The organism is Pelomonas sp. CA6 (genome assembly GCF_022549225.1).
Classification (GTDB): Bacteria; Pseudomonadota; Gammaproteobacteria; order Burkholderiales; family Burkholderiaceae_C; genus Roseateles.
In genome coordinates, this window is the sequence record NZ_JAKZFD010000004.1 from 80,277 (window position 1) to 106,010 (window position 25,734).

20 protein-coding genes are annotated in these 25,734 nt (G+C 69.9%); 13 read left to right on the top strand and 7 right to left on the bottom strand.

All coding sequences use genetic code 11. From position 1 onward, the window contains the following. Positions 1–12: 12 nt before the first annotated feature. The 4 genes from LZ017_RS08425 to LZ017_RS08440 form a co-directional block, all read right to left on the bottom strand. Positions 13–2,151, bottom strand: coding sequence for a PAS domain S-box protein (locus LZ017_RS08425; protein ID WP_241396171.1), 2,139 nt, complete (start codon positions 2,149–2,151; stop codon positions 13–15). Continuing rightward, positions 2,148–2,708, bottom strand: coding sequence for a response regulator (locus LZ017_RS08430; protein ID WP_241396172.1), 561 nt, complete (start codon positions 2,706–2,708; stop codon positions 2,148–2,150). The genes LZ017_RS08425 and LZ017_RS08430 overlap by 4 nt, the downstream gene beginning before the upstream one ends. Positions 2,709–2,724: 16 nt before the next feature. Then, positions 2,725–4,056: an HD domain-containing phosphohydrolase gene (locus tag LZ017_RS08435; RefSeq protein WP_241396173.1), complete on the bottom strand. Its 1,332-nt coding sequence runs from the start codon at positions 4,054–4,056 to the stop codon at positions 2,725–2,727. Between the two features lie 156 nt (positions 4,057–4,212). Beyond that, a complete protein-coding gene (locus LZ017_RS08440) occupies positions 4,213–4,821 on the bottom strand; it encodes a hemerythrin domain-containing protein (protein ID WP_241396174.1) in 609 nt (202 codons plus the stop codon). 188 nt (positions 4,822–5,009) lie between these two features. Here LZ017_RS08440 and tkt point away from each other — a divergent pair, with 188 nt between their 5' ends. The 5 genes from tkt (at position 5,010) to LZ017_RS08465 (ending at position 12,552) form a co-directional block, all read left to right on the top strand. Further along, on the top strand, positions 5,010–7,085 hold the full coding sequence (gene tkt, locus LZ017_RS08445) for a transketolase (RefSeq protein ID WP_241396175.1): 2,076 nt from the start codon (positions 5,010–5,012) through the stop codon (positions 7,083–7,085). Between the two features lie 46 nt (positions 7,086–7,131). Then, positions 7,132–8,175 carry a hypothetical protein gene (locus LZ017_RS08450; protein ID WP_241396176.1) on the top strand — a complete coding sequence of 348 codons (1,044 nt, stop codon included), beginning with the start codon at positions 7,132–7,134 and terminating at the stop codon, positions 8,173–8,175. Continuing rightward, positions 8,172–9,170, top strand: a complete 999-nt coding sequence (gene gap, locus LZ017_RS08455) for a type I glyceraldehyde-3-phosphate dehydrogenase (RefSeq protein ID WP_241396177.1) — start codon at positions 8,172–8,174, stop codon at positions 9,168–9,170. Before LZ017_RS08450 ends, gap begins: the two co-directional genes overlap by 4 nt. A 260-nt stretch (positions 9,171–9,430) precedes the next feature. Further along, entirely contained in the window at positions 9,431–10,306 is an 876-nt protein-coding gene (locus tag LZ017_RS08460; RefSeq protein WP_241396178.1) for a hypothetical protein, read from the top strand. Between the two features lie 233 nt (positions 10,307–10,539). After that, complete coding sequence (locus LZ017_RS08465) at positions 10,540–12,552, top strand: S8 family serine peptidase (protein WP_241396179.1); 2,013 nt, start codon at positions 10,540–10,542, stop codon at positions 12,550–12,552. Here LZ017_RS08465 and LZ017_RS08470 read toward each other — a convergent pair. From LZ017_RS08470 to LZ017_RS08480, 3 genes are read right to left on the bottom strand one after another with little or no spacing between them, the layout of a single operon-like run. After that, on the bottom strand, positions 12,535–13,239 hold the full coding sequence (locus tag LZ017_RS08470; RefSeq protein WP_241396180.1) for a hypothetical protein: 705 nt from the start codon (positions 13,237–13,239) through the stop codon (positions 12,535–12,537). The two genes, LZ017_RS08465 and LZ017_RS08470, sit on opposite strands and share 18 nt — an antisense overlap. Before the next feature lie 10 nt (positions 13,240–13,249). After that, the gene (locus tag LZ017_RS08475) at positions 13,250–14,137 is read right to left on the bottom strand and encodes a biotin--[acetyl-CoA-carboxylase] ligase (RefSeq protein WP_374109899.1); all 888 of its coding nucleotides are present in this window, start codon (positions 14,135–14,137) and stop codon (positions 13,250–13,252) included. Further along, on the bottom strand, positions 14,134–14,691 hold the full coding sequence (locus LZ017_RS08480; protein WP_241396181.1) for an SET domain-containing protein: 558 nt from the start codon (positions 14,689–14,691) through the stop codon (positions 14,134–14,136). Before LZ017_RS08480 ends, LZ017_RS08475 begins: the two co-directional genes overlap by 4 nt. Before the next feature lie 115 nt (positions 14,692–14,806). On the opposite strand from LZ017_RS08480, the gene LZ017_RS08485 reads away from it, so the two are divergent. From LZ017_RS08485 to LZ017_RS08520, 8 genes are all read left to right on the top strand, one after another. Beyond that, complete coding sequence (locus LZ017_RS08485; protein ID WP_241396182.1) at positions 14,807–17,422, top strand: DNA topoisomerase III; 2,616 nt, start codon at positions 14,807–14,809, stop codon at positions 17,420–17,422. Between the two features lie 140 nt (positions 17,423–17,562). After that, positions 17,563–19,044, top strand: a complete 1,482-nt coding sequence (locus LZ017_RS08490; protein ID WP_241396183.1) for an ATP-binding protein — start codon at positions 17,563–17,565, stop codon at positions 19,042–19,044. Positions 19,045–19,083: 39 nt separating this feature from the next. Then, the gene (locus tag LZ017_RS08495; RefSeq protein ID WP_241396184.1) at positions 19,084–19,410 is read left to right on the top strand and encodes a metalloregulator ArsR/SmtB family transcription factor; all 327 of its coding nucleotides are present in this window, start codon (positions 19,084–19,086) and stop codon (positions 19,408–19,410) included. A gap of 20 nt (positions 19,411–19,430) precedes the next feature. Then, positions 19,431–19,919 carry an arsenate reductase ArsC gene (locus LZ017_RS08500; protein WP_241396185.1) on the top strand — a complete coding sequence of 163 codons (489 nt, stop codon included), beginning with the start codon at positions 19,431–19,433 and terminating at the stop codon, positions 19,917–19,919. Between the two features lie 9 nt (positions 19,920–19,928). After that, positions 19,929–21,008 (top strand): ACR3 family arsenite efflux transporter, encoded by a 1,080-nt coding sequence (arsB, locus tag LZ017_RS08505; RefSeq protein WP_241396186.1) that lies wholly within the window; start codon positions 19,929–19,931, stop codon positions 21,006–21,008. Beyond that, entirely contained in the window at positions 20,983–21,816 is an 834-nt protein-coding gene (gene arsH / locus LZ017_RS08510; RefSeq protein ID WP_277604607.1) for an arsenical resistance protein ArsH, read from the top strand. The genes arsB and arsH overlap by 26 nt, the downstream gene beginning before the upstream one ends. Before the next feature lie 70 nt (positions 21,817–21,886). Continuing rightward, positions 21,887–22,729: an N-acetyltransferase gene (locus tag LZ017_RS08515; protein ID WP_241396187.1), complete on the top strand. Its 843-nt coding sequence runs from the start codon at positions 21,887–21,889 to the stop codon at positions 22,727–22,729. Positions 22,730–22,859: 130 nt separating this feature from the next. Further along, positions 22,860–25,688 carry a pitrilysin family protein gene (locus LZ017_RS08520; RefSeq protein ID WP_241396188.1) on the top strand — a complete coding sequence of 943 codons (2,829 nt, stop codon included), beginning with the start codon at positions 22,860–22,862 and terminating at the stop codon, positions 25,686–25,688. Positions 25,689–25,734: the final 46 nt, after the last annotated feature.

The window sequence follows — 25,734 nt, forward strand, 5'->3', positions numbered from 1 at the left end:
CCATCGGGAAGCTCAGGAAGAAGTGATCAGCGCGGCAGTGTAGGCCCGCGCCTCGGCGGCGCCCGACCGAGGCCCGGCGACGGGCACCCAGACGCGAAAGCGCGCGCCCTGGCCCGGCGCGGATTCCAGCTCGATGTGCCCGCCATGTTTCTTGACGATGGAGAAGGACAGCGACAGCCCCAGCCCCGTGCCCTGGCCCACCGGCTTGGTCGTGTAGAAGGGCTCGAAGATGCGCCGCTGCACCTCGGCGCTCATGCCGTGGCCGTCGTCCTGCACCTCGACCCAGGCCCAGTCCTCGCCGTCGCGCGGCGCCACCCCGGTGCGCAGCGTGATCACGCCGCGCGTGGGAATGGCATGCGCGGCATTCACGATCAGGTTCATGAACACCTGGTTGAGCTGGCCGGCCAGGCAGCGCACGGGCGGCATGGAGCCGTACTCCCGGCGCAGCTCGGCCTTGTACTTGACCTCGTTCATCACCATGTTGAGCGTGGAGTCCAGGCCCGCGTTGAGGTCGGCCATCTGCCAGTCGGCATGGTCCACGCGCGAAAAATCCTTCAGGTCCTGGACGATCTTCTTGACCCGGCTCAGCCCCTCCTCGCTCTCGGTCAGCAGCAGCGGCAGGTCCTCGGCCATGTAGTCCAGGTCAGCGGACTTCTTGAGCTGCAGCAGCTCGGGGTCCTGCGCGGCCGTGCCGTCCTCGCGCGCGACATAGGCCTGAAGCAGTGCCAGCATGCCGCTGACATAGCGGCGCAGCGAGCTGAGGTTGGCGTTGACGAAGCCGATCGGGTTGTTGATCTCATGGGCCACGCCGGCGGCCAACTGGCCGATTGAGGCCATCTTCTCGGACTGCAGCAGCTGGCTTTGCGCCTCGGCGACGCGGGCATTGGCCTCCTGCAGGTTGCGGTAGTTCAGCACCAGCTCCTGCTGCGCCTGCCAGACCGCGGTGCGGTCCTGCAGCAGCCACCACACGCGCGGCGGCGTCACCTGCGGGTCGGCCACATAGGCGATCAACTGCACCCACAGCGCGGCGCCGCCGGCGTGGCGCATCTTCATCTCGTGCGTCACCGCGCGGCCGGCCATCAGCTGTGGCGCCATCAGCCGGATCAGCCCTTTGTAGTCCTCGTCGCTGACGAAGAAGGAGCGGCCGGTCAGCTCGCCGATGTTGGCGCCGTCCAGCCCGAACATGTCGCAGAAGGTCTTGTTGCTGCGCACGATGCGCTTGTGCTCGGTGGCCAGGATGCCCACCGGCGCGTTCTCCATGAAGGCGTCCAGGTCGTGGTGGGTCATCAGCAGCTCGGCGGTGCGCTCCGCCACCATCTGCTCCAGCGCGTTGCGGTGGCGGCGCAGCTCTTCCTCGGCGCGGCGCCGCGCGCTGACGTCCTGCAGGGTCTCGATGGCGCCGACCACGCGCCCCTCCAGGTCCAGCAGCGGCGCGGCGTTGAAGAACAGCCAGCGCCCCGATTCGCCCAGGCGCGGGAAGAAGTCCTCGCGCTCATAGGCCTGCGGCACGGCCGGAGATGCGCGCAGCGCATCGCCGTAATGGCGGGCCCCCTGCTCGGCGATGCTGCCATCGACGATCAGGTCGGCCATCATGGGCCGCGGCTGGTCGTAGAACGCGCGCCAGGCCTCGGTGCTGCCCAGCATGCGATGCGCGGGGATGCCGGTGAGCTGGGCGCAGGCCGCGTTCCATTGCGTCACGCGGTGCTGGGCGTCGATCACGAAGGTGGGTACGGGGTCGTTCTGGACGATCTGGCGCATGGCCTGGCCGACCTCCAGCAGGCTGTTCTGCACATGGCGGATGTCGCTCAGGTCCTGGGCCGTCACCAGCACCAGCGGCGGCTCCTCGCCCGCCAGCCGCCGGGCGCTGATCTCCAGCTGGCGGCGCGCGCCGCTGGCGGTGAGCGCCTCCACCTCCAGCACGGGGAGTTCGCCGTCTTCGCTGAGCGCACGATGGCCATAGGCGGCCAGCATCTCGCGCGCCTCCGGAGCCGCCCAGGCGGCGGCATCCATCGCCTGCAGCTGGGCCTGGGTGTAGCCCAGCAGCCGCTGCATCGCCGCGTTGGCCAGCAGGATGCGGCCGCCGCCATGCACCAGGGTGGCGGCGCTGACCGCCTCCAGCACGCGCGCGCAGTCCGGCAGCGCGGTGGTCACAGCGGGACCTCCATCAGCAGGCTGCCATCGCTGTCCCACTCGGCGTGGGTGATACCCGGCTCCAGCAGCTCCAGGCGGCGCCGCTCCAGCTCCTGTGGCGTGATCTCGCCGCGCCGGGCACGCATCTGGTCGGCCAGTCTTTCGGTCTCTCGGCGCGCCGAGACCGTCATCAGCGTGCGCGCCACCACCTCGGCCAGCAGCTCGTCGTTCCAGGGCTTGGCGAGGAAGGCATCGATGCACGCCTCGTTGATCGCCGCCACCAGGCCGTCGTGGTCGACCTGGCCGGACAGGATGAGGCGCCCCGCCTGGGGCTGCAGGCCGCGGATGCGCACCAGCAGCTCCACGCCCAGCAGGCCGGGCATGCGGTAGTCGGAGAGGATCAGGTCGAAGGGCTGCTCGGCGGCGCGTCGCAGCGCCTGCAGCGGATCGCTCTGGGTTTCCAGCACCACGTCGTCGAAGCGCTGGCGCAGGCTGTGGCGCAGGCTGCGCGTCAGCGCGCTGAGGATGTGGGGCTCGTCGTCGACCAACAGCAGACGGGGCCGGGTCAGGGCTTGCATGAGGTGCTCCGTCATCTCAGCGCTCCGCCAGCGCCACCGGCCGTGTCTCGGCATCGGCCGGCTGTACATGCAGGCGCAGCCGCAGGCCCTGGCGCGCCACATAGTCGTGGATCTTGCGCACCGCCTGCGCGTCGAAGTGAAAGCCGCGCGCCAGCAGCAGGGTGCCGCGCTCGCTCATCAGGTCGCGCGACAGCACCATGCCGGCGCGCAGCGCGCTGGCGTCGATGCACAGGTCCTCGGGCGGGACCTCGCGCATGCGCGCCATGAGCTCGCGGAAAGCCTGCACCACGGTCACGCTGTAGCGGCTGCCGGCGCCGCCGGCGATCAGGGCCTGGGCCTGCTCCGGCGTGTGCGGCCGGCTGGACAGGCGCCCGCCGAGCAGGCCGCGGTATTCCACGGCCAGCGCCAGGGCCTGCGCCGCGAAGCCGAAACCTTCGCCCTGCAGGCCGTCGGGCACGCCCTTGCCGTCGAGCCGCTCCAGCTGCGCGCGCACCAGGCGCGCGCTGCGCTGCAGCGCGGCCAGCGGCATCAGCGCCGCCTCGGCCACCTGGGGATGGCGGCGGAACTGCGCCTGCTCCTCCGCATTCATCACCGAGAAGGGCTTGCGCAACAGGGAGTCGGGCAGACTGATCTTGCCGATCTCGTGCAGCAGTCCGGCGGCGAAAAGGTCCTGCTGGTCGCGCGGCGGCAGGCCCAGTTCCTGCGCCAGGCCTTGCGCGAGCCGCGCCACCTCGCGCGAATGGCCGGCCGAGCCGCGGTCGCGCAGCTCCAGCAGGCCGGCAAAGACGTCCAGCGACAGCATGAAGTTGTCCTGCAGCTGCGCGTAGGCCTTCTCCAGCATGCCGTTGACCTGCTCCAGCTCGGCGGTGCGCTCGCGCACGCGCTGCTCCAGCTGGCCGTTGACGCGCTGCAGCGCGTCATTCTGTTCCTGGGTCAGCGCGAGCAGGCGCCGGTTTTCCTCGGCCAGCTGGCGACGCGACAGGGCGTCGCGCAGCGCCAGCAGCAGGTCCTGGTCCTCCCAGGGCTTGGCCACGTAGCGGTGGATCTCGCCGCGATTGACCGCCGCGATGGTGGCGTCCATGTCGGCATAGCCGGTCAGCAGCAGGCGCTGCACCGTCGGCCAGCGCTGGCACACCTGCTCCAGGAAGGTGGCGCCGTCCATGCCGGGCATGCGCATGTCCGACACCACCAGGTCCACCGGCTCGCGCTCCAGCAGGGCCAGGGCCTCCACGCCGCCCTCGGCGGTCAGCACGCGATAGGGCAAGGGGCGCAGCAGCCGCCTCAGCGCGCTGAGGATGGAGGGCTCGTCGTCGACGAAGAGAATGCTGGGAAGAGTTTCTGCGGACATCTCGGGCCTCGTGACCATGCTGGACACCGCCGCCACCGCGGAAGTACCAGAGCCGTGGATTCGTCAGCCCGAGCATTCCATCAAATCTGCTTTATTTGATATTTTTGATTCTCAGTTCCAGCAGTTACGTGATTTTTTTGGCGCGGACCGGCCCGCTCAAACGGCCGGCGCAAGCCCCAGCGGGGCCGGCAGCGCGTTGAGGATGCGCTGGAACAGCGCCTGGTACAGCCCGTCGGGCGCGCTGACGACGCCACCTTCCGCGGCCAGCGGGTCCTGGTTGCGCGCGAAGGCCTCGTCCAGCTCGCGCCAGTCGGCCTCGCTGAGCAGGCGTTCGGCGGCGGGCAGGATGTCGCGCTCCTCGGTGCCCATGTGCTGCAGATAGCCGCTCACATAGCGCTGCAACAGGGTTTCGAAGGCGTCGCGGCGCGGCTCGCCCAGCATCTCGTAGGCCAGCAGCGCGTGCTCCAGGTCGCGGATCGCGCGCTCGCCGCGTTCATGCTCGTCCTCCAGCTGGTCCAGCACCTCGCGCAGCTGCGGCGCGCGGGCGCGCAGCTTGGGGAAGAGCAGCAGCGACTCCTTGGGGTGGTGCAGGCGCTCGGGGAATTCGTCCACGTAGAACAGCATCGCGCGCAAGGCCTCGAAGTCCGGCGCGATGCCGCGGCTGCGCTGCTGGGCCAGCAACAGCGGGATGGACCGCAGCATGGCCGCCAGGGCCTGGTGCTCGTTGCGGATCACGCGCAGGGTCAGAGGGATGGGGTTGGCCATGGGTGTTCTCTCTTGCCAGTTGTCTCCACGTTGAAGACTGAGGCCGCACCCGCCCCCCGGCATTGCCGTGGATCAAGTTTTGCGCGCCGCTTCGGGCCACCCCCTGCGGGTGGGCAGTGCCCCCCGGCACGGGCCGACATGGCCCTGTAAAATCCCGGGTTTACCCCGCAACTACCGCCGCCCGCACCATGTCCGACGCCCTCGCCGCCAGCCCCACTCCCGGCACCGCCACCGGCACCGCCAACCAGATGGCCAACGCCATCCGCGCCCTGGCCATGGATGCCGTGCAGCAGGCCAACAGTGGCCACCCGGGCGCCCCGATGGGCATGGCGGACATCGCCGTCGCGCTGTGGGGCCGCCACCTGCGCCACAACCCGGCCAACCCGCTGTGGGCCGACCGCGACCGCTTCGTGCTGTCCAACGGCCACGGCTCCATGTTGATCTACGCGCTGCTGCACCTGAGCGGCTATGCGCTGCCCATCGAGGAGCTGAAGGCCTTCCGCCAGATGCACAGCAAGACGCCGGGCCACCCGGAAGTCGGCATCACCCCGGGCGTCGAAACCACCACCGGCCCGCTGGGCCAGGGCATCACCAACGCGGTGGGCATGGCACTGGCCGAGAAGATGCTGGCCAAGGAATTCAACCGCGAGGGCCACACCGTCGTCGACCACCGCACCTACGCCTTCCTGGGCGACGGCTGCCTGATGGAAGGCATCAGCCACGAGGCCTGCGCGCTGGCCGGCGCCTGGAAGCTGAACAAGCTGATCGCGATCTACGACGACAACGGCATCTCCATCGACGGCCAAGTCGCGCCCTGGTTCATCGACAACACCGCGCAGCGCTTCGAGGCCTATGGCTGGAACGTGATCGGCCCGGTGGACGGCCATGACGTGGACGCGGTGGACACCGCGATCGCGAAGGCCAAGCAAAGCACCGACAAGCCCACGCTGATCATCGCCAAGACCCACATCGGCAAGGGCTCGCCCAACCGCGCCAACACGGCCAAGGCCCACGGCGAGCCGCTGGGCGGCGAGGAGATCAAGCTGACCCGCGAGGCCCTGGGCTGGACCCACGAGCCCTTCCAGATCCCGGCCGAGGTCTATGCCGCCTGGGACGCCAAGGCCCAGGGCGCCGAGACCGAGAAGGCCTGGGACGAGCGCTTCGAGGCCTATGCCGCGGCCCATCCCGAGCTGGCCGCCGAGTTCCAGCGCCGCATGGCCGGCGTGCTGCCCGCCGATTTCGCGCAGGTCGCGGTGGACGCCGTCGTCGCCGCGCACGAGAAGGCCGAGACCGTCGCCAGCCGCAAGGCCAGCCAACTCGCGCTGGAGCACTTCACCGCGGCGCTGCCCGAGTTGCTGGGCGGCTCGGCCGACCTGACCGGCTCCAACCTCACCAACACCAAGAGCACGCCGGCCTTCCGCCTGGAAGCCGATGGCAGCGCCAATGGCGGCCGCCACATCAACTACGGCGTGCGCGAGTTCGGCATGGCCGCGATCATGAACGGCATCGCGCTGCATGGCGGCTACATCCCCTACGGCGGCACCTTCCTGACCTTCAGCGACTACAGCCGCAACGCGATCCGCATGGCCGCGCTGATGAAGCAGCGCGTGATCCACGTCTTCACGCACGACTCCATCGGTCTGGGCGAGGACGGCCCCACGCACCAGTCCATCGAGCATGTCTCCAGCCTGCGCCTGATCCCGGGGCTGGACGTCTGGCGTCCCGCCGACACCACCGAGACCGTGGTTGCCTGGACCATGGCCATCGGCAACGCCAGCCGCCCCAGCGTGCTCGCGCTGTCGCGCCAGAACCTGCCCTATGCGCCCAAGACCGCGGTGGACGACATCGCCAAGGGTGCCTACGTGCTGGCCGAGCCGGCCGAGGTGGGCCTGAAGAAGAAGGCCCGCGCGGTGATCATCGCCACCGGCTCCGAGGTGCAGCTCGCGCTGCATGCCCAGCAGCAGCTGGCCCAGGCCGGCATCCCGGTGCGCGTGGTCTCCATGCCCAGCACCAGCGTCTTCGACCGCCAGGACGTGAAGTACAAGAAGAGCGTGCTGCCCGAGGGCCTGCCGCGCGTGGCCGTCGAGGCCGGCGTGAGCGACTTCTGGTGGAAGTACGGCTGCGCCGCCGTCGTCGGCATCGACAGCTACGGCGAATCGGCGCCGGCCGGCGTGCTCTTCAAGCACTTCGGCTTCACGGCCGAGAACGTCGCCGATGCGGTCAAGGTCGCGGTCGGGGCGGCGCGGTTGAAGGCGCGCAAGTGACAGAGTCGCATCACTGAAATCATCGCGACAAATCAGGGAGAACTGCTTGAACCACCAGACGAAGAAATCGGGGTTCGGGCGCCGTGTACTGTGGGCTGGCCTGCTTGTCGGGACCAGCCCTTTTGCATGGGCGCAGACCACGGACATCACACCGCTGTCGCCAGCGCAGTCGCTGAGCTGCCTGGAACGGCCGGAACAGCGGCCCAGCTTTCCGATGAAGAACCCGCATGACCAGTCATTTGGCTTCATGCGCGTGCAGCTGCATTTCACTTCGCCGAACTCATCGCCTCGGGTCGAGATCCTGCAGAACACCGCCCGCGAAGACATGCAGAACCGCGTCTACCGCTATCTGAGAGGCTATCGACTGCCCTGCCTGCGGCCCGAGGACGGCGAGGTCCGCGCGGTGCAGGAGTTCCGCTTCGACAATACGGGGCGGGACCCCCTGCCCTTCCCGGATGACGACAAGTCCGGCAATGAGCAATGCCTGGTCCGGCCGCGTCGCGACATCAAGCCAGGGTTCATGTCGGGCGACAAGCCCTTCCACACCGTCATCGCGGCCGCATTCACGGGGGATGGTTCGGCGCCGCCGGAGACCAAGGTTCTCTATAGCAACGCGCCCGAGGACCTCGTCGAGTCGGCCAAGGCTTGGATGCAAGAGTTCCGCATGCCCTGCCGCAAGGCGGGCCAGGCGCCGCGCGTGGTCCAGCAGGCCTTCATCATGGTCCCCGCCTATGCGAAGCGTCGCGTTTTCAAGCGCCCGCAACTCACGCTCATGGAGTTCCTCGGCCTCACGCAAGATGTGGAAACGCTCGAAGCCGACTTCGACTTCACGACGATGAACTGTCCGTTCAAAGTCAACTACACGCTGTACGGGCCACACCTGCCCAACGAAGTGTCCGCGGGCAAACCGATCGACCCCAACCGCGTGCTCTTCCTCAAATGGCTGGCGGAGCGCAACCTGGCCCTCAACGACGAGCGCGCCGCCCGTGATCTGTTCGGCGAAGTGCTGCAGATCCAGGTCCCCTGCGGTCAACTGCATCTCACACCCTCATCATCAACGTCTCAAACCACACAGGAGAGCTCCCAATGACGATCAAGATCGGTATCAACGGCTTCGGCCGCATCGGCCGCATGGTGTTCCGCGCCGCCATCGCGAACTTCAAGGACATCGAGGTCGTGGGCATCAACGACCTGCTGGAGCCTGACTACCTGGCCTACATGCTCAAGTACGACAGCGTGCACGGCAAGTTCGACGGCGAAGTCTCCGTCGAAGGCAACACCCTGGTCGTCAACGGCCAGAAGATCCGCCTGACCGCGGTGAAGGACCCGGCCGAGCTGAAGTGGGGCGAGGTTGGCGCCGACATCGTCGTCGAGTCCACCGGCCTGTTCCTGACCAAGGAAAGCGCCGAGAAGCACCTGGCCGCCGGCGCCAAGAAGGTCATCATGTCGGCCCCGTCCAAGGACGACACGCCGATGTTCGTGTACGGCGTGAACCACAAGACCTACGCCGGCCAGGCCATCGTCTCCAACGCCAGCTGCACGACCAACTGCCTGGCGCCGGTCGCCAAGGTGCTGAACGACAAGTGGGGCATCAAGCGCGGCCTGATGACCACCGTGCACGCCGCCACCGCGACGCAGAAGACCGTGGACGGTCCGTCCAACAAGGACTGGCGCGGCGGCCGCGGCATCCTGGAGAACATCATCCCCAGCAGCACCGGCGCAGCCAAGGCGGTGGGCGTGGTGATCCCCGAGCTGAACAAGAAGCTGACCGGCATGAGCTTCCGTGTCCCGACCTCCGACGTGTCGGTGGTGGACCTGACCGTGGAACTCAACAACGCGGCGACCTATGCCGAGATCTGCGCCGAGATGAAGGCGCAGAGCCAGGGCGCGCTGAAGGGCGTGCTGGGCTACACGGAAGACAAGGTGGTGGCCACCGACTTCCGCGGCGACGCCCGCACCTCCATCTTCGACGCCGAGGCCGGCATCGCGCTGGACGGCACCTTCGTGAAGCTGGTCGCCTGGTACGACAACGAGTGGGGCTACTCCAACAAGGTGCTGGAGATGGTCCGCGTGGTCAGCCAGTAAGCACGCCGCAGGCCCTCGCGGGCCGGACGACAAAGCCGGGCCTGGCCCGGCTTTTTTTCGTCCGCGTGGCGGCTCGGGCAACACCTGACCCCCGCCTTGCATCACGGCAATCCCCGGACGCCACGTCCGCGACACCAAGCCTTACAAAGACCGGCCAAAGGAGGGATTCCCCGCGCAGGTTTCTACTGGCTATGGTTGGTCCCCACAATGGGAGACCGACCTTGAACCGAGCCCCCCTGTCCGCCCTGCTGGCCGCGACCGTGTCGCTGCTGGCCGCCTGTTCGGATGCCGGCAGTCCAGCCACCCCGGCCCAGCGCCCAGTCCCGGCGCAAGATGAGTCGCCGCCCCTGCGCATCGTCCGCTTTTCGCCAATCAGTCAGAGCGCCGAGTACATCGTCCAGCTGGAGGGTCTGGTCGCGGGATGCCGGCTCCAGCACGGACTTCCACCAGCGGCCTTCACGCCCCCGTCGCTGGCGGACATCCATCTTCTTGAAGAGGAGGAGCTGTTCGACGGTCCTCGCCACGCCGTCTACAACATGATCGCCCGCGTCGCCCCCGATGCCGCGCGCGGCTGCGAACTGGCGCTGTGGATGGAGCGGTCGGTGTCGATCGAAACCAGCTGTGGCCCGCGCTTGCACGGCACGAGCACGCCCATCCGCGAACTCCTGTTTGATCATCGCCCCGCGTCAGTCCACTGGGAGCAGGATCCGCCGCCCGAAGGCGGCTGCGACACCCGCCAAACACCGGAAGCGTCCGAGTCCGTCCCCCGCGAGCAACTGCCAGGCGGCGCCTCCTGCGTCTGGTCCAGCGCGCTGACAGCGCTGGCGGTGAACAGCAGTGCAGCGCCTGCCCCGGGGCCCAGCCCCGACGCCACCGATGTTTGCTTCCATGCGCGGCGGCCTGTCCATCGCTACAGCGATGCCTCGGGCATGCCCATTCCCGTGGTGCTGCGCAGCCATGCCCCTCGCACCAAGCCCGCCTTGCAAGCGCTGGGTCTGCCGCGCGACGCCATGGCGCAGGAGCTTGCAAGCCTCACCGAGGGCGTCCCCATCGCGCCCGCCCGGTTCACCCAAGCCGGCGCCCAGTCCTTCCTGAACCAGCCCCCCAGGCGCAGCCTGGGGCCCGCAAGGCCCTGACTGCGCGAAAGCCCGTGGACGGGCGCATCCGGCTCCCGGACGCCCGGCTTTGCACTTCTTCATCCATGGCGCGTGGTGCCCGTCACACACCGACGCCCCAGCTTCGGGGCATGATGCGGGGAGCCCGCGTCGACCAGGAGAGCGCCGTCATGAAGTCCCGACTCCCCCTTTGCCCGTTTCCCTGTCCACCGAGCCGCGCGGCCCAACAACGGGGCCAGAGAGCACTGAGCGGCATGCTGCTGGCGGCACTGATAGGGGTGATGGGCGGCGCACTGCCCGCGCAGGCCGCCGATGCCGAGGGCCGCGTGATCGTGCGCTTCAAGGAATCCGCGCAGAGCGTGCGCGCCCAGGCCCTGGGCCACGCCAGCACCGTCGGCGAGGCCCGCCAGGTGGCGCAGCTGCGCGCCGATGCCATGGGCCTGCGCCAGGGCCTGGCGCTGCGCGCCCGCCTCAGCCTCGATGAACGCACCCATGCGCTGAGCGTCAGCGGCCTGGGCTCGGACGAGCTGGCCCGGCGCCTGGCGCGCGACCCGGAGGTCGAATGGGTGGACGTGGACCACCGCCGCCGCCGCGCACTGCTGCCCAATGATCCGCTGTACGCCACTGCGCTGCCCAGCGGGCCCGAGGCCGGCCAGTGGTACCTGAAGCCGCCCGGCGCGACCGTGGTCTCCAGCATCAACGCCCCGGCCGCCTGGGATCTGACCACCGGCAGCAGCAGCGTCGTCGTCGCGGTGCTGGACACCGGCATCCGCAAGGACCACCCCGACCTGACCGGCAAGATCGTCGGCGGCTACGACTTCGTGGCCTACCAGAACGGCAGCATCGCGCAGGCCAACGACGGCGACGGCGCCGACCCCGACGCCAGCGACCCGGGCGATTGGGTGGACCAGGCCGACCTCAATGCCGGCGGCCTGGGCAGTGGCTGCACCAGCAGCGACATCGCCAACAGCTCCTGGCACGGCACCCGGGTGGCCGGACTGATCGGTGCGGCCAGCAACAACGGCCTGGGCATGGCGGGCGTGGCCTGGGGCGCGCGCATCCTGCCGGTGCGCGTGCTGGGCAAGTGTGGCGGCTGGGATTCCGAAATCCAGGCCGGCATGCGCTGGGCCGCCGGCCTGGCCGTGCCCGGCGTGCCGACCAATCCCAATCCCGCGCGCATCCTCAACCTCAGCCTGGGCGGCGGCGGCAGCTGCGGCGCCAGCTACCAGAGCACGGTCAGCGCCGTCGTGGCGCAGGGCGCGCTGATCGTGGCGGCGGCCGGCAATGGGCAGGAAACGCCCGGCAACCAGGGCGGCGTCGCGGTGACCGCGCCGGCCAACTGCGCCGCGTTCAGCAGCGGCGTGATCGCGGTGGCGGCCCTGCGTCATGCCGGCACCAAGGTGGGCTTCTCCAACCTCGGCCCCGAAGTGACGCTGTCCGCCCCGGGCGGCAACTGCGTCAACGTGGACGCCAACGGCAACGCCACCGGCCCCTGCCTCTATCCCATGCTGGCCACCAGCAACAGCGGCAGCAAGGCGCCGGTGGCCGCCGACAACGCCTACAACTACGGCGGCGTGGGCACCAGCTTCGCGACCCCGCTGGTGTCCGGCACCGCGGCGCTGATGCTGTCGGCCGATCCGACGCTGACACCGGCCCGGCTGACCCAGCTGCTGCGCGGATCGGCGCGCGCCTTCGTGACCAGCGGTGCCGGCGGCTCGGTACCACAATGCCGCGCGCCCAGCAGCACCGCGCAGCTGGAGTGCTATTGCACGACCAGCACCTGCGGCGCCGGCATGCTGGACGCCGCCGCCGCGGTGCAGGCGGCCGCGGCCGTTTCCACCCCGACCGCCACGATCACCGCCAGCGCCAGCACCGTGCAGACCGGTGCCAGCATCACGCTCAGCGGCAGCGGCTCCGTCGCGGCGGGCGGGCGCAGCATTGCCAGCTACCAGTGGAGCATCACCAACGGCAGCGGTTCGGCCACGCTCAGCGCCAGCAACGGCGCCAGCGTCACGCTGAGCGGCGGCAGCGCCGGCACGGTGACGGTGAGACTCACGGTCACCGATTCACTGGGCGTCAGCGCCTCGCAGGACCTGGTGCTGACCATCAGCGCCACGCCGGTCAGCAACGTCTCCTCCGGCGGCTCTTCCGGCGGCGGGGGCGGCCTCGCCCACCCGGGCTGGCTGCTCGCACTGGCGCTGGCGGCGCTGGCGCTAGGGCGGCCGGGCCGCCCGTCGGCGGGCGCCGCGTCAGCGCACGGCGCCTGACGCGGGTGCCGAGGCGGCCGACGCTGGTGCGGACGCCGCCGAGGCCGCCTGCGGCGCCGGAGCGCTGCAGGCGCTGACCAGCGCGGAGCCCCAGGTGGAGGCGGGCAGCGCGCGCAGCTTTTCAAACTGCAGCCCGTCCAGGGTCTGGGCGCGCAGGAAGTAGCGCCGCTGCGGCGCCTCCAGCTGCAGCACGCGCAGGCCCTTGAAGCTGCGCTGCTCCAGCGCGTCCAGCGCAGCCTGGGCGGCGGCCTGGCTGGGGTGGCGGCTGAGCAGCAGCGAGGGTTGCTCGTCGGGCAGGACGGTCAGCGGCTCGAAGGGCAGGCGCATGCGCCGGTAGGTTTCTTCCTTGCGCGCCTGGAAATCCTTGCTGGGCATGCGGATGGTGGCCACGGCCCAGACGCCGCCCTGCTCCTGCATCTGCGGCTGCCACACGGCCAGGCTGATGCCGTTGCGCTGCAAGGCCTGGCGCGCCTGGCGCAGGGCTTCCTCGCCATCCAGCGGCCCCAGTTCCACACAGCTGCGCTGCTGCAGCCGCGTGGCCCGCTGCGCGTTCAACAGCTGCAGCCGCTGGGGCTCCAACTGCTGGGCCATGTGGGCATCGGGCGCGGGTTTGCCCACCCAGCCCTGGGTCCAGACGAGGGCCGCCAGGTTGGCCAGCAGCAGCAACACGACCAGCGCGCGCAGCATCGGCCGCCCCTCAGCCGGCCTGCGGCCCAGGGGCCGCCGCCAGGCGCACGCTGACCTCGCCGCCGGCCACGGCCTGCAGGCCCTGGGCGGTCTGGATCAGCAGTTCGCCACGCTCATTGACCCCGGCACCGCGGCCTTCCTGCGCGCCGCTGATCAGCGGACGGTCGCGCAGCAGGTCGCGCGCCGCGAAGCGCTCGCGCCAGCCGGCAAAGCCCTGATTGGGAAAGTCCGCGAGCGCGCGCAACAGCCCCGGGGCCAGCCGGGCCAGCGCCCGCGGCGGCGTGATGCCGGGATGCAGCTCCTGCAAGCAGGCAAAACCTGTCCCCAGCAGCCCTTCGGCGACGCGGGCCCGCTCGGACACATTGAGGCCAATGCCGATCACCCCCATGCGCGTGGGACCGGCCGGCACGGTCTCGATCAGAATGCCGCCCAGCTTGCGGCCATCCAGCCACAGGTCGTTGGGCCACTTCAGCTGCAGCCGCGGCGCCTGCCCGGGCGGCAGCGGATCGAGCGCCTCGGCGATCGCGCAGCCGACCACCAGCGACAGCCCCGACCAGTCGGCCACGTTCAGCGGCAGCGACAGCGAGAAGGTCAGCGAGGCGCCCACGCTGGAATACCACTGCCGACCCAGACGGCCGCGGCCGTGGGTCTGGTGCTCGGCGATCAACAGGCAGGGCTGCAGGTCGTGCTGGCGGCGGCCATAGGGCGCGTCGCGCCCGCGCCCTTCGGTGCGCACGCGCTCCACCAGCGCGGCATTGGTGGACTCGACCCGAGCCAGGACCTCGATGCTGAGTCCGGGCAGGATGGGTTCCAGGTCTTGCCACAAGGCTTCGACGCCCCAGTGTTGGTGTTCTTGCATCGGCAGCAGCTCGGCGTCCAGGGTGTCAGACAAGCTCATCGTTTGGGCGCCAGCATGGTGCCACGGCAGAGCGGACTGCCGCAACGGCAGGCGAAGCGCTTCTTCAGCGCCGGGGTGTAGCGCTCGTCGATCACCAGGCCGTAGTCGTAGAACAGCTCCTCGCCGGGCAGGATATCGCGCAGCGCATGGATGAAGACGCGGCCGCCCTCCTCGCGCGCCTCGCAATTGGGTTCGCAACTGTGGTTGATCCAGCGCGCGCTGTTGCCGCCGTACAGCGCGTCAATGACCTCGCTGCCATCGCCGAGATGGAAGTAAAAGGTATGGTCGGGCTGGCGCGGATCGTGCGGATGGCGCCGCAGCGCCTCGTCCCACCCAATGCGCTCGCCCCTGTATTCAATGATGAGATCGCCAGCGGGGATCTCCGCCACCGCATAGACTCCGCGCCCATGAACCCCCGAGGCCCGCACCAGAATGCGCCGGCCGCCCGAGGCCGCCCGGACACTCCCGCGCGGCAGGACAGCCGGCGAGGAACGGGAATCCCGAGGCGACCTCTGGGTTTCCGGAGAACGGTCGGCGGGCTTGGCTTGCGGCATGAGGCGAGTCCGTTACATTGAAATCATGGGTGCGCGCGCGTGTGCGCGCGAGGCCGGATTGTAGGCAGGCGTTCGCGGTGTTCCGCGCCGCCCGCTCCAACGAAAGAGAAGCAGGATGAGCAAGGCATTGGTGATTGCGGAGAAGCCCTCGGTGGCGCAGGACATCGTGCGTGCGCTGACGCCGCTCGCGGGCAAGTTCGAGAAGCACGACGAATACTTCGAGAACGATCAATACGTGGTGAGCTCCGCGGTCGGCCATCTGGTGGAGATCAAGGCGCCGGAGGACTACGACGTGAAGCGCGGCAAGTGGAGCTTCGCCCACCTGCCGGTGATCCCGCCGCATTTCGAACTCAACCCCATCGACAAGAGCAAGGGCCGGCTCAACGCCCTGGTCAAGCTGATCCGCCGCAAGGACGTCACGCACCTGATCAACGCCTGTGACGCGGGGCGCGAGGGCGAGCTGATCTTCCGCCTCATCGTCCAGTACGCGCAGCCCGCCAAGGGCAAGCTGGACAAGCCGGTGCAACGCCTGTGGCTGCAGTCGATGACGCCGCAGGCCATACGCGACGGCTTCGAGCACCTGCGCAGCGACGCGCAGATGCTGCCGCTGGCCGACGCCGCACGCTGCCGCTCCGAAGCCGACTGGCTGGTGGGTATCAACGGCACGCGCGCGATGACCGCCTTCAATTCGCGCGACGGCGGCTTCTTCCTCACCACCGTGGGCCGGGTGCAGACGCCCACGCTGTCCATCGTCGTCGAGCGCGAGGAAAAGATCCGCAAGCACGTCTACCGCGACTACTGGGAAGTCCGCGGCAGCTTCGACGCCCAGGCCGGGCAGTACGAGGGCAAGTGGTTCGACCCCAAGTTCAAGAAGAACGCCGACGACCCCGAGCAGCGCGCCGACCGCGTCTGGACTCAGGCCGAGGCCGAGGCCATCGCCGCCGCGGTGCGCGGCCAGCCGGCCAGCGTCACCGAGGAATCCAAGCCCAGCACCCAGGCCAGCCCCGGGCTGTACGACCTGACCACCCTGCAGCGCGAGGCCAACTCGCGCTTCGGCTACTCGGCCAAGACCACGCTGGCGCTGGCACAGGCGCTGTACGAAAAGCACAAGGTGCTGACCTACCCGCGGACCGACTCGCGCTACCTGCCCGAGGACTACCTGTCCGTCGCCAAGCAGACCGCGCAGATGATCGCCAGCGAGGAACTGCCAGGGCCGCTGCTGGGCCTGGCCACGCACGCCCACACCGCGCTGCAGCAGGGCTACATCAAGCCGACCAAGAAGGTCTTCGACAACAGCAAGGTGTCGGACCACTTCGCCATCATCCCCACGCTGCAGCCCCCGCGCAGCCTCAGCGAGGCCGAGGCCAAGCTCTACGAACTGGTCGTCAAGCGCTTCCTGGCGGTGTTCTTCCCGCCCGCCGAATTCCAGGTCACCACGCGCATCTCCACGGTGAAGGCGGGCGGCAAGGACTACAGCTTCCAGACCAACGGCAAGGTGCTGGTGAAGCCGGGCTGGCAGGCCGTGTACGGCAAGGAGGCGCAGGAGGAAGGCGCCGAGGGCAGCGGCGCCAGCCTGGTGCCCGTGCAGCCCGGCGAGCTCGTGCGCACCGAGGGCGCCGAGGTCAAGGCGCTGCAGACCAAGCCGCCGGCGCGCTACACCGAAGCCACGCTGCTCTCGGCGATGGAAAGCGCGGGCAAGCTGGTGGACGACGACGAGCTGCGCGAGGCCATGGCCGAAAAGGGCCTGGGCACGCCGGCCACGCGCGCGGCCATCATCGAAGGCCTGCTGACCGAGAAATACATGCTGCGCGAGGGGCGCGAGCTGATCCCCACCGCCAAGGCCTTCCAGCTGATGACGCTGCTGCGCGGGCTGGGTGTGGTGGAGCTGACCAAGCCCGAGCTGACCGGCAACTGGGAGTTCCAGCTCGCCGAGATGGAAAAGGGCCGGCTCAAGCGCGAGGCCTTCATGGCCGAGATCGCCGCGATGACCCAGCGCGTCGTGCAAAAGGCCAAGGAATACGACCGCGACACCATCCCCGGCGACTACGCCACGCTGAAGACGCCCTGCCCCAACTGCGGCGGCATCGTGAAGGAGAACTACCGCCGCTTCACCTGCTCGGGCAAGGCCGGGGACGGCGAAGGCTGCGGCTTCTCCATCGGCAAGATCCCCGGCGGACGCAGCTTCGAACTGCACGAGGTCGAACAATTCCTGAGCGACAAAAAGATCGGCCCGCTGGAGGGCTTCCGATCCAAGGCCGGCTGGCCCTTCACCGCCGAGCTGGCGCTGGTCTACGACGACGAAATCCGCAACTGGAAGCTGGAGTTCGACTTCGGCGAGGACGCGAAGAAGGCTGAGGAATCCGGCGAACCGGTGGACTTCAGCGGCCAGGCCTCCCTGGGCCACTGCCCCAAGTGCGGCGGCTCGGTGTTCGAGCACGGCAGCAACTACGTCTGCGAACGCGCCGTGGGCGCCAACGCCACCTGCGACTTCAAGAGCGGCAAGGTGATCCTGCAGCAGCCCGTCGAGCCGGCGCAGATGGAGAAGCTGCTCGCGACCGGCAAGACCGGCCTGCTGGAGAACTTCGTCTCCAACAAGACGCGACGCAAGTTCAAGGCCTTCCTGGCCTACGACAAGAAAGAAGGCAAGGTGGTGTTCGAGTTCGAACCGCGCCCGCCGCGCGCCGCGCCGGCCAAGAAGGCCGCCGCCAAGAAAGCGACCGCCAAGGGCTGAGTCCCGGCGCCGGGGCCAGGTCTTGCCCCGGCGGCCTCGCCACACCGCCCCCACTTGGGGGGCGGTGCCATCCCGCCTAGCCGCGCCCCGCCTTTTTGGAGGACACTGTTTCTCCACTGGCCCGCAGAGAAAGGCTTGGGATGTCGCGACCCCCGTGGAGCATTCAGACACGGCTGATGGCCGGCCTGAGCCTGAGCACGGCGCTGCTGATGGGCCTGATCGGCTGGTACTGGGTGCAGCGCAGCGAGCGCGCGCTGAACCTGGCGCTGGACCAGCGCCAGGAGCGCATGGCGCAGATGGTGGCGCGCGGCTTTGCCGAGCCGGTGTGGAACCTCGACCTGTCCTCGCTGTCCGATTTGCTGGACGCGGTGATGGCCGACCCCGAGGTGCAGTCCATCGAGCTGGAGGCGCCGGGGCTGGACCGGGTCTCGTTCAGCCGCCGCCGCGCGACGCCGGCCGCGCAGACACAGACGCGCGAGGTGGCGCTGCTCTATCGCGCCGGCACGGGCGACGGACATGAGCTGGGCCGCGCCCGCCTGACCTACACCCGCGCGCTGGTCAACCAAAGCCTGGCCGACACCCGCGAGCTGGTCATCAGCCTGCTGGCGATGGCGCTGCTGGCCACGCTGTGCAGCAGCTACTGGCTGCTGCGCCGCCTCGTGGAACGGCCGGTGCTGCGCCTGAGCCGGCTGGCCGGCCGCGTCGCCGATGGCGAGCTGGGTGCGCAGATCGAGGTCGAGCGCGAGGACGAACTCGGCCAGCTGACGCGCCAGCTCAACGCGATGAGCCTGCGCCTGAAGGCCTCGGCCCAGGAGCTGCGCGACAGCGAGGCGCGCAACCGCAGCGAACTGGAGCAACTGGTGGCCGAACGCACCGCCGAGCTCAGCCAGGCCATGCAACGCGCCGAAGCCGCCAGCCAGGCCAAGAGCCGCTTTCTGGCCGCGATGAGCCACGAGTTCCGCACGCCGCTCAACGCCATCCTGGGCTTTGCCCAGCTGCTACAGCTGGACCCCCGGCTGGAGGCCCAGCAACAGTCGCGCGTGCGCCTGATCCGCGATTCCGGCGACCACCTGCTGGCGCTGATCACCGATCTGCTGGACGTGGCCAGCATCGAGGCCGGCAAGCTCAGCCTGTTTCCCACCCAGCTGGACCTGCGCGCGCTGCTGGACATGGCCTGCGATTCGGTGCGTCTGCGCGCGACCGAGAAAGGCCTGCGCTTCGAGCAGCAGTTCGCGCCCGACCTGCCCTCGCAGGTGCGCGCCGACGGCCAACGCCTGCGCCAGGTGTTGCTGAACCTGCTCAGCAACGCCATCAAGTTCACCGACATGGGCCAGGTGACGCTGGCCGTGGAGCGGATCCATGAGGAACCCGGCCTCGCCCTGCTGCGCTTCGCGGTGCAGGACACCGGCATCGGCATCGCCGCGGAGCAGCTGGATCGCATCTTCCAGCCCTTCGAGCAGGTGGCCGAAGGCCGGCGACGCCAGGACGGCACCGGCCTGGGCTTGGCGATCAGCCAGCAGCTCGTGCGCCTGATGGGCAGCGAGATCGAGGTGCGGACCCAGCCCGGCCAGGGCAGCCGCTTCACCTTCACGCTGAGCCTGCCCACCCCGGCCTCAGGCTGATCCTTGCATTCATTTCCATAATTCGACTATTATGGAAATATGGAAGAAAACGAGGTGGTCCGCGCCCTGGGCGCACTGGCCCAGCCCCTGCGACTGCAGGTGTTCCGGGCTCTTGTGGTGGTCGGCGAGGCCGGCCTGACGCCGAGCGCCATCCAGGAAGGCCTGGGGGTTCCCGCCGCCACGCTGTCCTTTCACCTCAAGGAGCTGGTCGCCGCGGGGCTCGTGACCCAGGAACGCGCCGGCCGCCACCTGGTCTACCGGGCCGCCTATGCGCGCATGAACGCGCTGCTGGGCTACCTCACCGACAACTGCTGCCAGGGCAGTGCCTGTGCCGTGCCGGCACAGGCGGCCTCCTGCGCTTGCTGACCCCCTCAACCCATCCCCGCATGACCACCAACGTCCTCATCCTGTGTACCCACAACTCGGCCCGCAGCGTGCTGGGCGAGGGCATGTTGAACCACTGGGCCCGCCGCCTGGGCAAGGACCTCCGCGCCTTTAGCGCCGGCAGCGCGCCGAGCGGCCGGATCAACCCCCACGCGCTGCAGGCGCTCGGCGACGCCGGCCTGGACACGCGCGACTTCCGCAGCAAGAGCTGGGACGAGTTCGTCGCGGACGACGCCCCGCGCATGCGCGTCGTCATCACCGTCTGCGACAGCGCGGCCGCGGAAACCTGCCCCTACTGGCCGGGCAGCCCGGTCCAGGTCCACTGGGGCTATGCCGACCCGTCCACCGCGCCCGAGGCGGACCGGCCCCAGGCCTTCGAGCTGACCCGCCAGGCCATCGGCTACCGCATGCTGCAGCTGGCGCTGCTGCCGCTGGCCTCCATGAGCGATGCCGAGCTCCAGCGCGCGCTGGAGGCGATCTCGGCTTCTTGAGCCTCCCTCATGAACACCACCCCCCTCGACTCCACCGCGCGCCCTGCCCCGCCCGCGATCGGTTTCTTCGAGCGCTATCTCAGCGTCTGGGTGACGCTGTGCATCGTCGCAGGCGTCGCGCTGGGGCAGCTCTTCCCCGCCGCGTTCCGGGCGGTTGCCGCGCTCGAGCTGGCGCGGGTCAACCTGCCGGTGGGCTTGCTGATCTGGGTGATGATCGTGCCGATGCTGCTGAAGATCGACTTCGCGGCGCTGGGCCAGGTGAGGGCGCATGTCAGAGGCATCGCCGTCACGCTCTTCATCAACTGGGCAGTGAAGCCCTTCTCGATGGCGTTGCTGGGCTGGATCTTCGTGCGCCAACTGTTCGCGCCATGGCTGCCGGCCGACCAGCTCGACAGCTATGTCGCCGGACTGATCCTGCTGGCCGCGGCACCGTGCACGGCCATGGTCTTCGTCTGGAGCCAGCTCTGCAAGGGCGATCCCTATTTCACGCTCTCGCAGGTGGCGCTCAACGACGCCATCATGGTCGTCGCCTTCGCGCCCATCGTCGCGCTGCTGCTGGGCCTGTCCTCAATCACCGTGCCCTGGGACACGCTGCTGAGCTCGGTCGGCCTGTACATCGTCGTGCCGGTCATCCTGGCGCAGCTGTGGCGCCGGCGGCTGCTCAGGCGCGGCACCGCGCATTTCCAGGCGGTCGCGGCCCGGCTCGGCCCGCTGTCCATCGCCGCGCTGCTGCTGACCCTGGTGCTGCTGTTCGCCTTCCAGGGCGACCAGATCCTGCGCCAGCCCCTGGTCATCGGCCTGCTGGCCGTGCCCATCCTGATCCAGGTGGTCCTGAACTCGGGGCTGGCCTACGTGCTCAACCGTCGGCTGGGCGTGCGCCACTGCGTCGCCGGCCCCTCGGCCCTGATCGGCGCGAGCAACTTCTTCGAGCTGGCCGTGGCCACCGCGATCAGCCTGTTCGGCTTTCAGTCCGGCGCCGCCCTCGCCACGGTGGTGGGCGTGCTGATCGAGGTGCCAGTGATGCTGGCGGTGGTCGCCCTCGTCAACCGCTCGCAGGGCTGGTATGAACAAGGAGCCTCACGTGCCTGAACTGGAACCCACCTTTCCTGCGCTGCAGCCGGAGCTCTTCGACGTGCCGGACCTCGCCCGATTGACGGCGCGCCAGGCGTCGACGCACCGGCCGCGTTTCCTGTTGCTTTATGGCTCGCTGCGCCCGCGATCCTACAGTCGCCTGCTGACCTTCGAGGCGGCGCGCCTGCTGGAGGCCATGGGCGGCGAGGTGCGGATCTTCGACCCGTCCGGCCTGCCGCTTCCGGACGACGCGGCCGACACCCACCCCAAGGTGCGCGAGCTGCGCCAGTTGGCGGCCTGGGCCGAGGGCATGGTGTGGTGCTCGCCGGAGCGCCATGGTGCGATGACGGGAGTGATGAAGTCGCAGATCGACTGGATCCCCCTGTCCGAGGGCGCCATCCGTCCGACCCAGGGCAAGACCTTGGCCGTGATGCAGGTCTGCGGCGGATCGCAGAGCTTCAACGCGGTGAACCAGATGCGCGTGCTGGGACGCTGGATGCGCATGCTCACCATCCCCAACCAGTCCTCGGTCGCCAAGGCCTACGCGGAGTTCGACGACGAGGGGCGCATGAAGCCTTCCGCTTACTACGACCGCGTCGTCGACGTGATGGAGGAGCTGTTCAAGTTCACGCTGCTGACGCGCGACCTGGGCGCCTACCTGCTCGACCGCTACAGCGAGCGCAAGGAGGCTCGGGCCGCCACGACCGCGCCAGGCGTGGACAACGGCGTTCCGGCCGCCGCGCCGATGGCGGGCTCCGTGGCGACCGGTGCCGGCTGTTGCCGCCCCGCCCAAGAGGGCGCCGCGTCCCCTTGCGGCGGACGCTGAGGCGCGCGGGGCTGGCTCGGGCCGCCATGTCCTCGGTCACCCGCGCCGCGCGCCGGCATACTGCCCGGCCATGAGCGCTTTTCGATTCGCCGTCGCCGCCACCCTCGCGCCGTCGCAGCTGCATGCCGCCTTCCGCGCGGCCTTTGCCGATTACCTGATCGGGCCCTTCACGCTGGACCTGGCGCAGTGGCCGGTCTTCCTGGGCCGCCAGGGCGTGGACCTGGCGCTCAGCCGCGTGGCGCTGGACGCGAGGGGCCAGCCGCTGGCCTTTGCGTGGGTCGCGCCGCGCACCGGACGTTGGCGCCTGGCCACCATGGGTGCGCTTCCCGAGGCTCGCGGCAGCGGCGCGGCACCGGCCCTGTTGGACGACGTCATCGCCCGCGCCGCGGCCGCCGGCGCCGCCGCCGTGGAGCTGGAGGTCTTCGCGCAGAACGAGCGCGCGCTGCGGCTCTATGAGGGGCGGGGCTTCCAGACCCTGCATGCGCTGCACGGCTATCTGGCCGAAGCCGGCACGCTCACGGCCGGCCCGGCGCCCGACGGCGTCGACGCGGTGGACGCGGACGCGGCGCTGGACTGGCTGGAGCGGGCCGAGGCCCGCCTGGCCGGGCTGCCGCTGCAGGTCACGCGCGCTTCGCTGCGCCACGCCCAGGGCCTGCGGGCGCTGCGCCGCGGCGGCGCGCAACTGGCCTACACCCTGCCCGACGCGCACAGCGTGGCGATCGCCAGCCTGATCGCGCCGCCCGGCTGCGAGGCCGATGCCCGCGCGCTGGTCCTGGCCCTGGCCGCCGACCATCCGCAGCGCAGCCTGCGCGTGCCGCAGTTGCAGCGCCTGGACCTCGGGGGTCAGGTCTTGCGCGACCTGGGCTTCGCGCCCCAGCCGCTGCACCAGTTGCTGATGCAGCGGCCGCTCTGAGCACGCCCCCCACGGGGGCCTCATCCCCGCCTTCGTCCTTGTTCGGGGCCCGCCCTTTGCCACTTGTGGCGAGGCGTCGGTCGCAGTAAGGTGCGTCGCTTCGCCACCGTGCATTCCGAGAGCTGCCCGTATGCGTGACATCCCCGCTCCCCAGCTGCGCCGCCGCGCCGTGATCCAGGCTGCGGCCCTGGCCCCCACCCTCGCGCTGAGCCTGCCGCAGGCCGTCCAGGCCGCCGCACAGGGCGCCGTCAGCACACAGGACGGCCGGCTGGCCGTGCGCCACGAGAAGCTGCGCCTGGCCAATGGCTTCGAGCTCATCCTGGTCGAAGACCACCGCCTGCCGCTGGTGGCCTTCAACCTGTGGGTCCACGCGGGCCCGCGCAACGAGGCCAAAGGCCAGACCGGCTTCGCCCACCTGTTCGAGCACCTGATGTTCGCCGGCACCAAGCACATCCCGCGCGGGCAGATGGACAAAATCGTCGATGCCGCCGGGGGCACCGATTCCAACGGCACGACCGACTTCGACCGCACCAACTACTTCTTCACCCTGCCGTCCAACCAGCTGGCGCTGGGCCTGTGGCTGAAGTCCGACATGCTGGGCTACATGATCGACGAGGTCGATTCGGTGGCACTGGCCAACCAGCAGGACGTGGTGCGCAACGAGCGCCGCCAGTCGGTGGAGAACCGCCCCTATGGCATCGTCGACGAGGCCGTGTTCCAGGCGCTCTTCCCCAAGGACCATCCCTATCACGCGCTGGTGATCGGCTCGCACGAGGACATCCAGTCCATCCGCCTGGCCGACGTGAAGGCCTTCGCGCGGCGCTACTACCGCCCCAACAATGCCACGCTGGTGCTGGCCGGCGACTTCGACCCGGCCGAGGCCAAGGCACTGGTCGAGAAATACTTCGGCCCGCTGAAGGCCGGCGACCCGGTGCCGCCGGTGCAGGTGGCCCAGCCGCGCATCACGCAGGAGAAGCGCCTGGTCGTGACCGACCGCATCGAGCTGCCGCGCCTGAACCTGGCCTGGCACACGCCGGCGGTTTTCCAGGCCGGCGACGCCGAGCTGGACATGGCCGCCCACATTCTGGGCGGCGGCAAGGCCAGCAGGCTCTACAAGACCCTGGTGTACGAGAAGCAGCTGGCGCAGTCGGTCGCGGTGCAGCAGTACTCGCAGTCGCTGGGCTCGGTGTTCAGCATCGAAATCGTCGCCCGGCCCGGCAAGTCGCTGGACGAGATCGAGGCCCTGGTCGACGCCGAACTGGCCCGCCTGGCGCAGCAAGCACCCAGCGCCGAAGAGCTGCAGCGCGCCCGCACCACGGTCGAGACCGCGCTGCTGTCGCGCATGGAGAAGGTCGGCCAGCTCGCCGACCTGATGAACTACTACAACCAGCAGGCCGGCGATCCGGGCTATGTGGGCCAGGACCTGGCGCGCTACCAGGCCGTCACGCCGGAGCAGATCCGTGCCGCCGTCGCCGCCCAGCTGGGCAAGGACGCGCGCGTGGTCGTGCATGCGCTCAAGGGCGAACAGAAGCTGGCGCCCGAGGTGCCGACCCCGCCCATGCCCACCCGGGCCGGCAAGGGCGAGCGCGAGTCGCTCAACGCCGAAGCGCCGTGGCGCAAGACCCAGCCCAAGGCCGGCCGCGCGCCGACGCTGCGCCTGCCCGAAGGCGAGCGCTTCCAGCTCGCCAACGGCCTGACCGTGATCCACGTGGCGCGCCCGGGCCTGCCGCTGGTCAGCGCCAGCCTGGTGCTGCGCGCCGGCCAGACCGCCAATCCGCCCAAGCATCCCGGACTGGCCTCCTTCACGGCCGCCATGCTGCAGCAGGGCACGCGCACCCGCAGCGCGCAGCAGATCGCCGACGAGGCGGCGCTACTGGGCAGCAGCGTGGGCAGCGCGGCCGGCCGCGACGAGGCGCGCCTGGAGTTCAGCAGCCTCAAGACCCATTTCGGCAAGGGACTGGCACTGCTGGCCGACCTGGCACTGAACCCCGCCTTCGATGCCGCCGAGGTGGCCCGGCTGCAGGCCTCGCGCCTGGCTGCGCTGGCGCAGCAGCGCGAGCAGCCGGCGCAGCTGGCCGGCCTGATGGGCAACCGCGCCGTCTACGGCGCCGACCATGTGCTGGGCCAGAGCGCGCTGGGCGACGAGGCCTCGATCCGCGCGACCGACAGCGCGGCGCTGCGGAGCTTCTGGCAGGCCCACTACCGCCCCGACCAGGCCGCACTGGTCGTGGCCGGCGACCTCACGCGTGACGAACTCCAGCGCCTGGTCGAACCGCTGTTCGCCCCCTGGGTCCGGCCGGACACGCCGGCGCCGCAGCCCAGCAGCGCACCGCCGCAGCCCACGGCCGCCCGCCTGGTGCTGGTGGACAAGCCCGGCGCGCCGCAGACCGCGCTGGCCGTGGTCGCGCCCGGCCCGCAGGCCGGCGCGCCCGACGAGATCGCCCTGAAGGTGGGCAATGCCGCGATGGGCGGCCTGTTCACCTCGCGCATCAACCACCAGCTGCGCGAGGTCAAGGGCTACACCTATGGCATCTACTCGGCCTTCGCGATGGACCGCGGCAGCGGCCAGTTCGGCATCCGCGGCAGCGTGCGCACCGAGGTCACCGCCGCCGCGCTGAAGGACATGTTCCAGGAGATCCGCGGCATGCGCGCGGCGCCCATGGGCAAGTCCGAGCTGGAGCGCGTGCGCAATGCCCAGCTGCTGGCGCTGCCGGGGCTGTTCGACACCAACCGCGTCGTCGCCAGCAGCTACGCCACCGAATGGGCCCTGGGCAAGCCGCTGGACTCCATCGCCCGGCTGCCGGCGCGCTTTGCCGCGGTCAATGCCGCGCAGGCGCACCAGGCCCTGCTGCGCCATGTCGATCCGGCACGGCTGGTGGTGGTGGCCGTCGGCGACAAGGCCAAGCTGCTGCCGCAGCTGAAGGACTTCCCGCGCGCGCCGGTGGAGGTGTGGGAGTAGCGCTGGAGCGCTGAAGCGACACCGCCGGCCTGATCCCCGGGCCCGG

Bases quoted from the DNA above. Each gene is read 5' to 3' on its own strand.
- LZ017_RS08430 (WP_241396172.1), bottom strand. From the start codon at position 2,708: ATGCAAGCCCTGACCCGGCCCCGTCTGCTGTTGGTCGACGACGAGCCC.
- LZ017_RS08435 (WP_241396173.1), bottom strand. From the start codon at position 4,056: ATGTCCGCAGAAACTCTTCCCAGCATTCTCTTCGTCGACGACGAGCCC.
- LZ017_RS08440 (WP_241396174.1), bottom strand. From the start codon at position 4,821: ATGGCCAACCCCATCCCTCTGACCCTGCGCGTGATCCGCAACGAGCAC.
- tkt (WP_241396175.1), top strand. From the start codon at position 5,010: ATGTCCGACGCCCTCGCCGCCAGCCCCACTCCCGGCACCGCCACCGGC.
- gap (WP_241396177.1), top strand. From the start codon at position 8,172: ATGACGATCAAGATCGGTATCAACGGCTTCGGCCGCATCGGCCGCATG.
- LZ017_RS08465 (WP_241396179.1), top strand. From the start codon at position 10,540: ATGCTGCTGGCGGCACTGATAGGGGTGATGGGCGGCGCACTGCCCGCG.
- LZ017_RS08470 (WP_241396180.1), bottom strand. From the start codon at position 13,239: ATGCTGCGCGCGCTGGTCGTGTTGCTGCTGCTGGCCAACCTGGCGGCC.
- LZ017_RS08475 (WP_374109899.1), bottom strand. From the start codon at position 14,137: ATGAGCTTGTCTGACACCCTGGACGCCGAGCTGCTGCCGATGCAAGAA.
- LZ017_RS08480 (WP_241396181.1), bottom strand. From the start codon at position 14,691: ATGCCGCAAGCCAAGCCCGCCGACCGTTCTCCGGAAACCCAGAGGTCG.
- LZ017_RS08485 (WP_241396182.1), top strand. From the start codon at position 14,807: ATGAGCAAGGCATTGGTGATTGCGGAGAAGCCCTCGGTGGCGCAGGAC.
- LZ017_RS08490 (WP_241396183.1), top strand. From the start codon at position 17,563: ATGTCGCGACCCCCGTGGAGCATTCAGACACGGCTGATGGCCGGCCTG.
- LZ017_RS08495 (WP_241396184.1), top strand. From the start codon at position 19,084: ATGGAAGAAAACGAGGTGGTCCGCGCCCTGGGCGCACTGGCCCAGCCC.
- LZ017_RS08500 (WP_241396185.1), top strand. From the start codon at position 19,431: ATGACCACCAACGTCCTCATCCTGTGTACCCACAACTCGGCCCGCAGC.
- arsB (WP_241396186.1), top strand. From the start codon at position 19,929: ATGAACACCACCCCCCTCGACTCCACCGCGCGCCCTGCCCCGCCCGCG.
- arsH (WP_277604607.1), top strand. From the start codon at position 20,983: ATGAACAAGGAGCCTCACGTGCCTGAACTGGAACCCACCTTTCCTGCG.
- LZ017_RS08515 (WP_241396187.1), top strand. From the start codon at position 21,887: ATGAGCGCTTTTCGATTCGCCGTCGCCGCCACCCTCGCGCCGTCGCAG.
- LZ017_RS08520 (WP_241396188.1), top strand. From the start codon at position 22,860: ATGCGTGACATCCCCGCTCCCCAGCTGCGCCGCCGCGCCGTGATCCAG.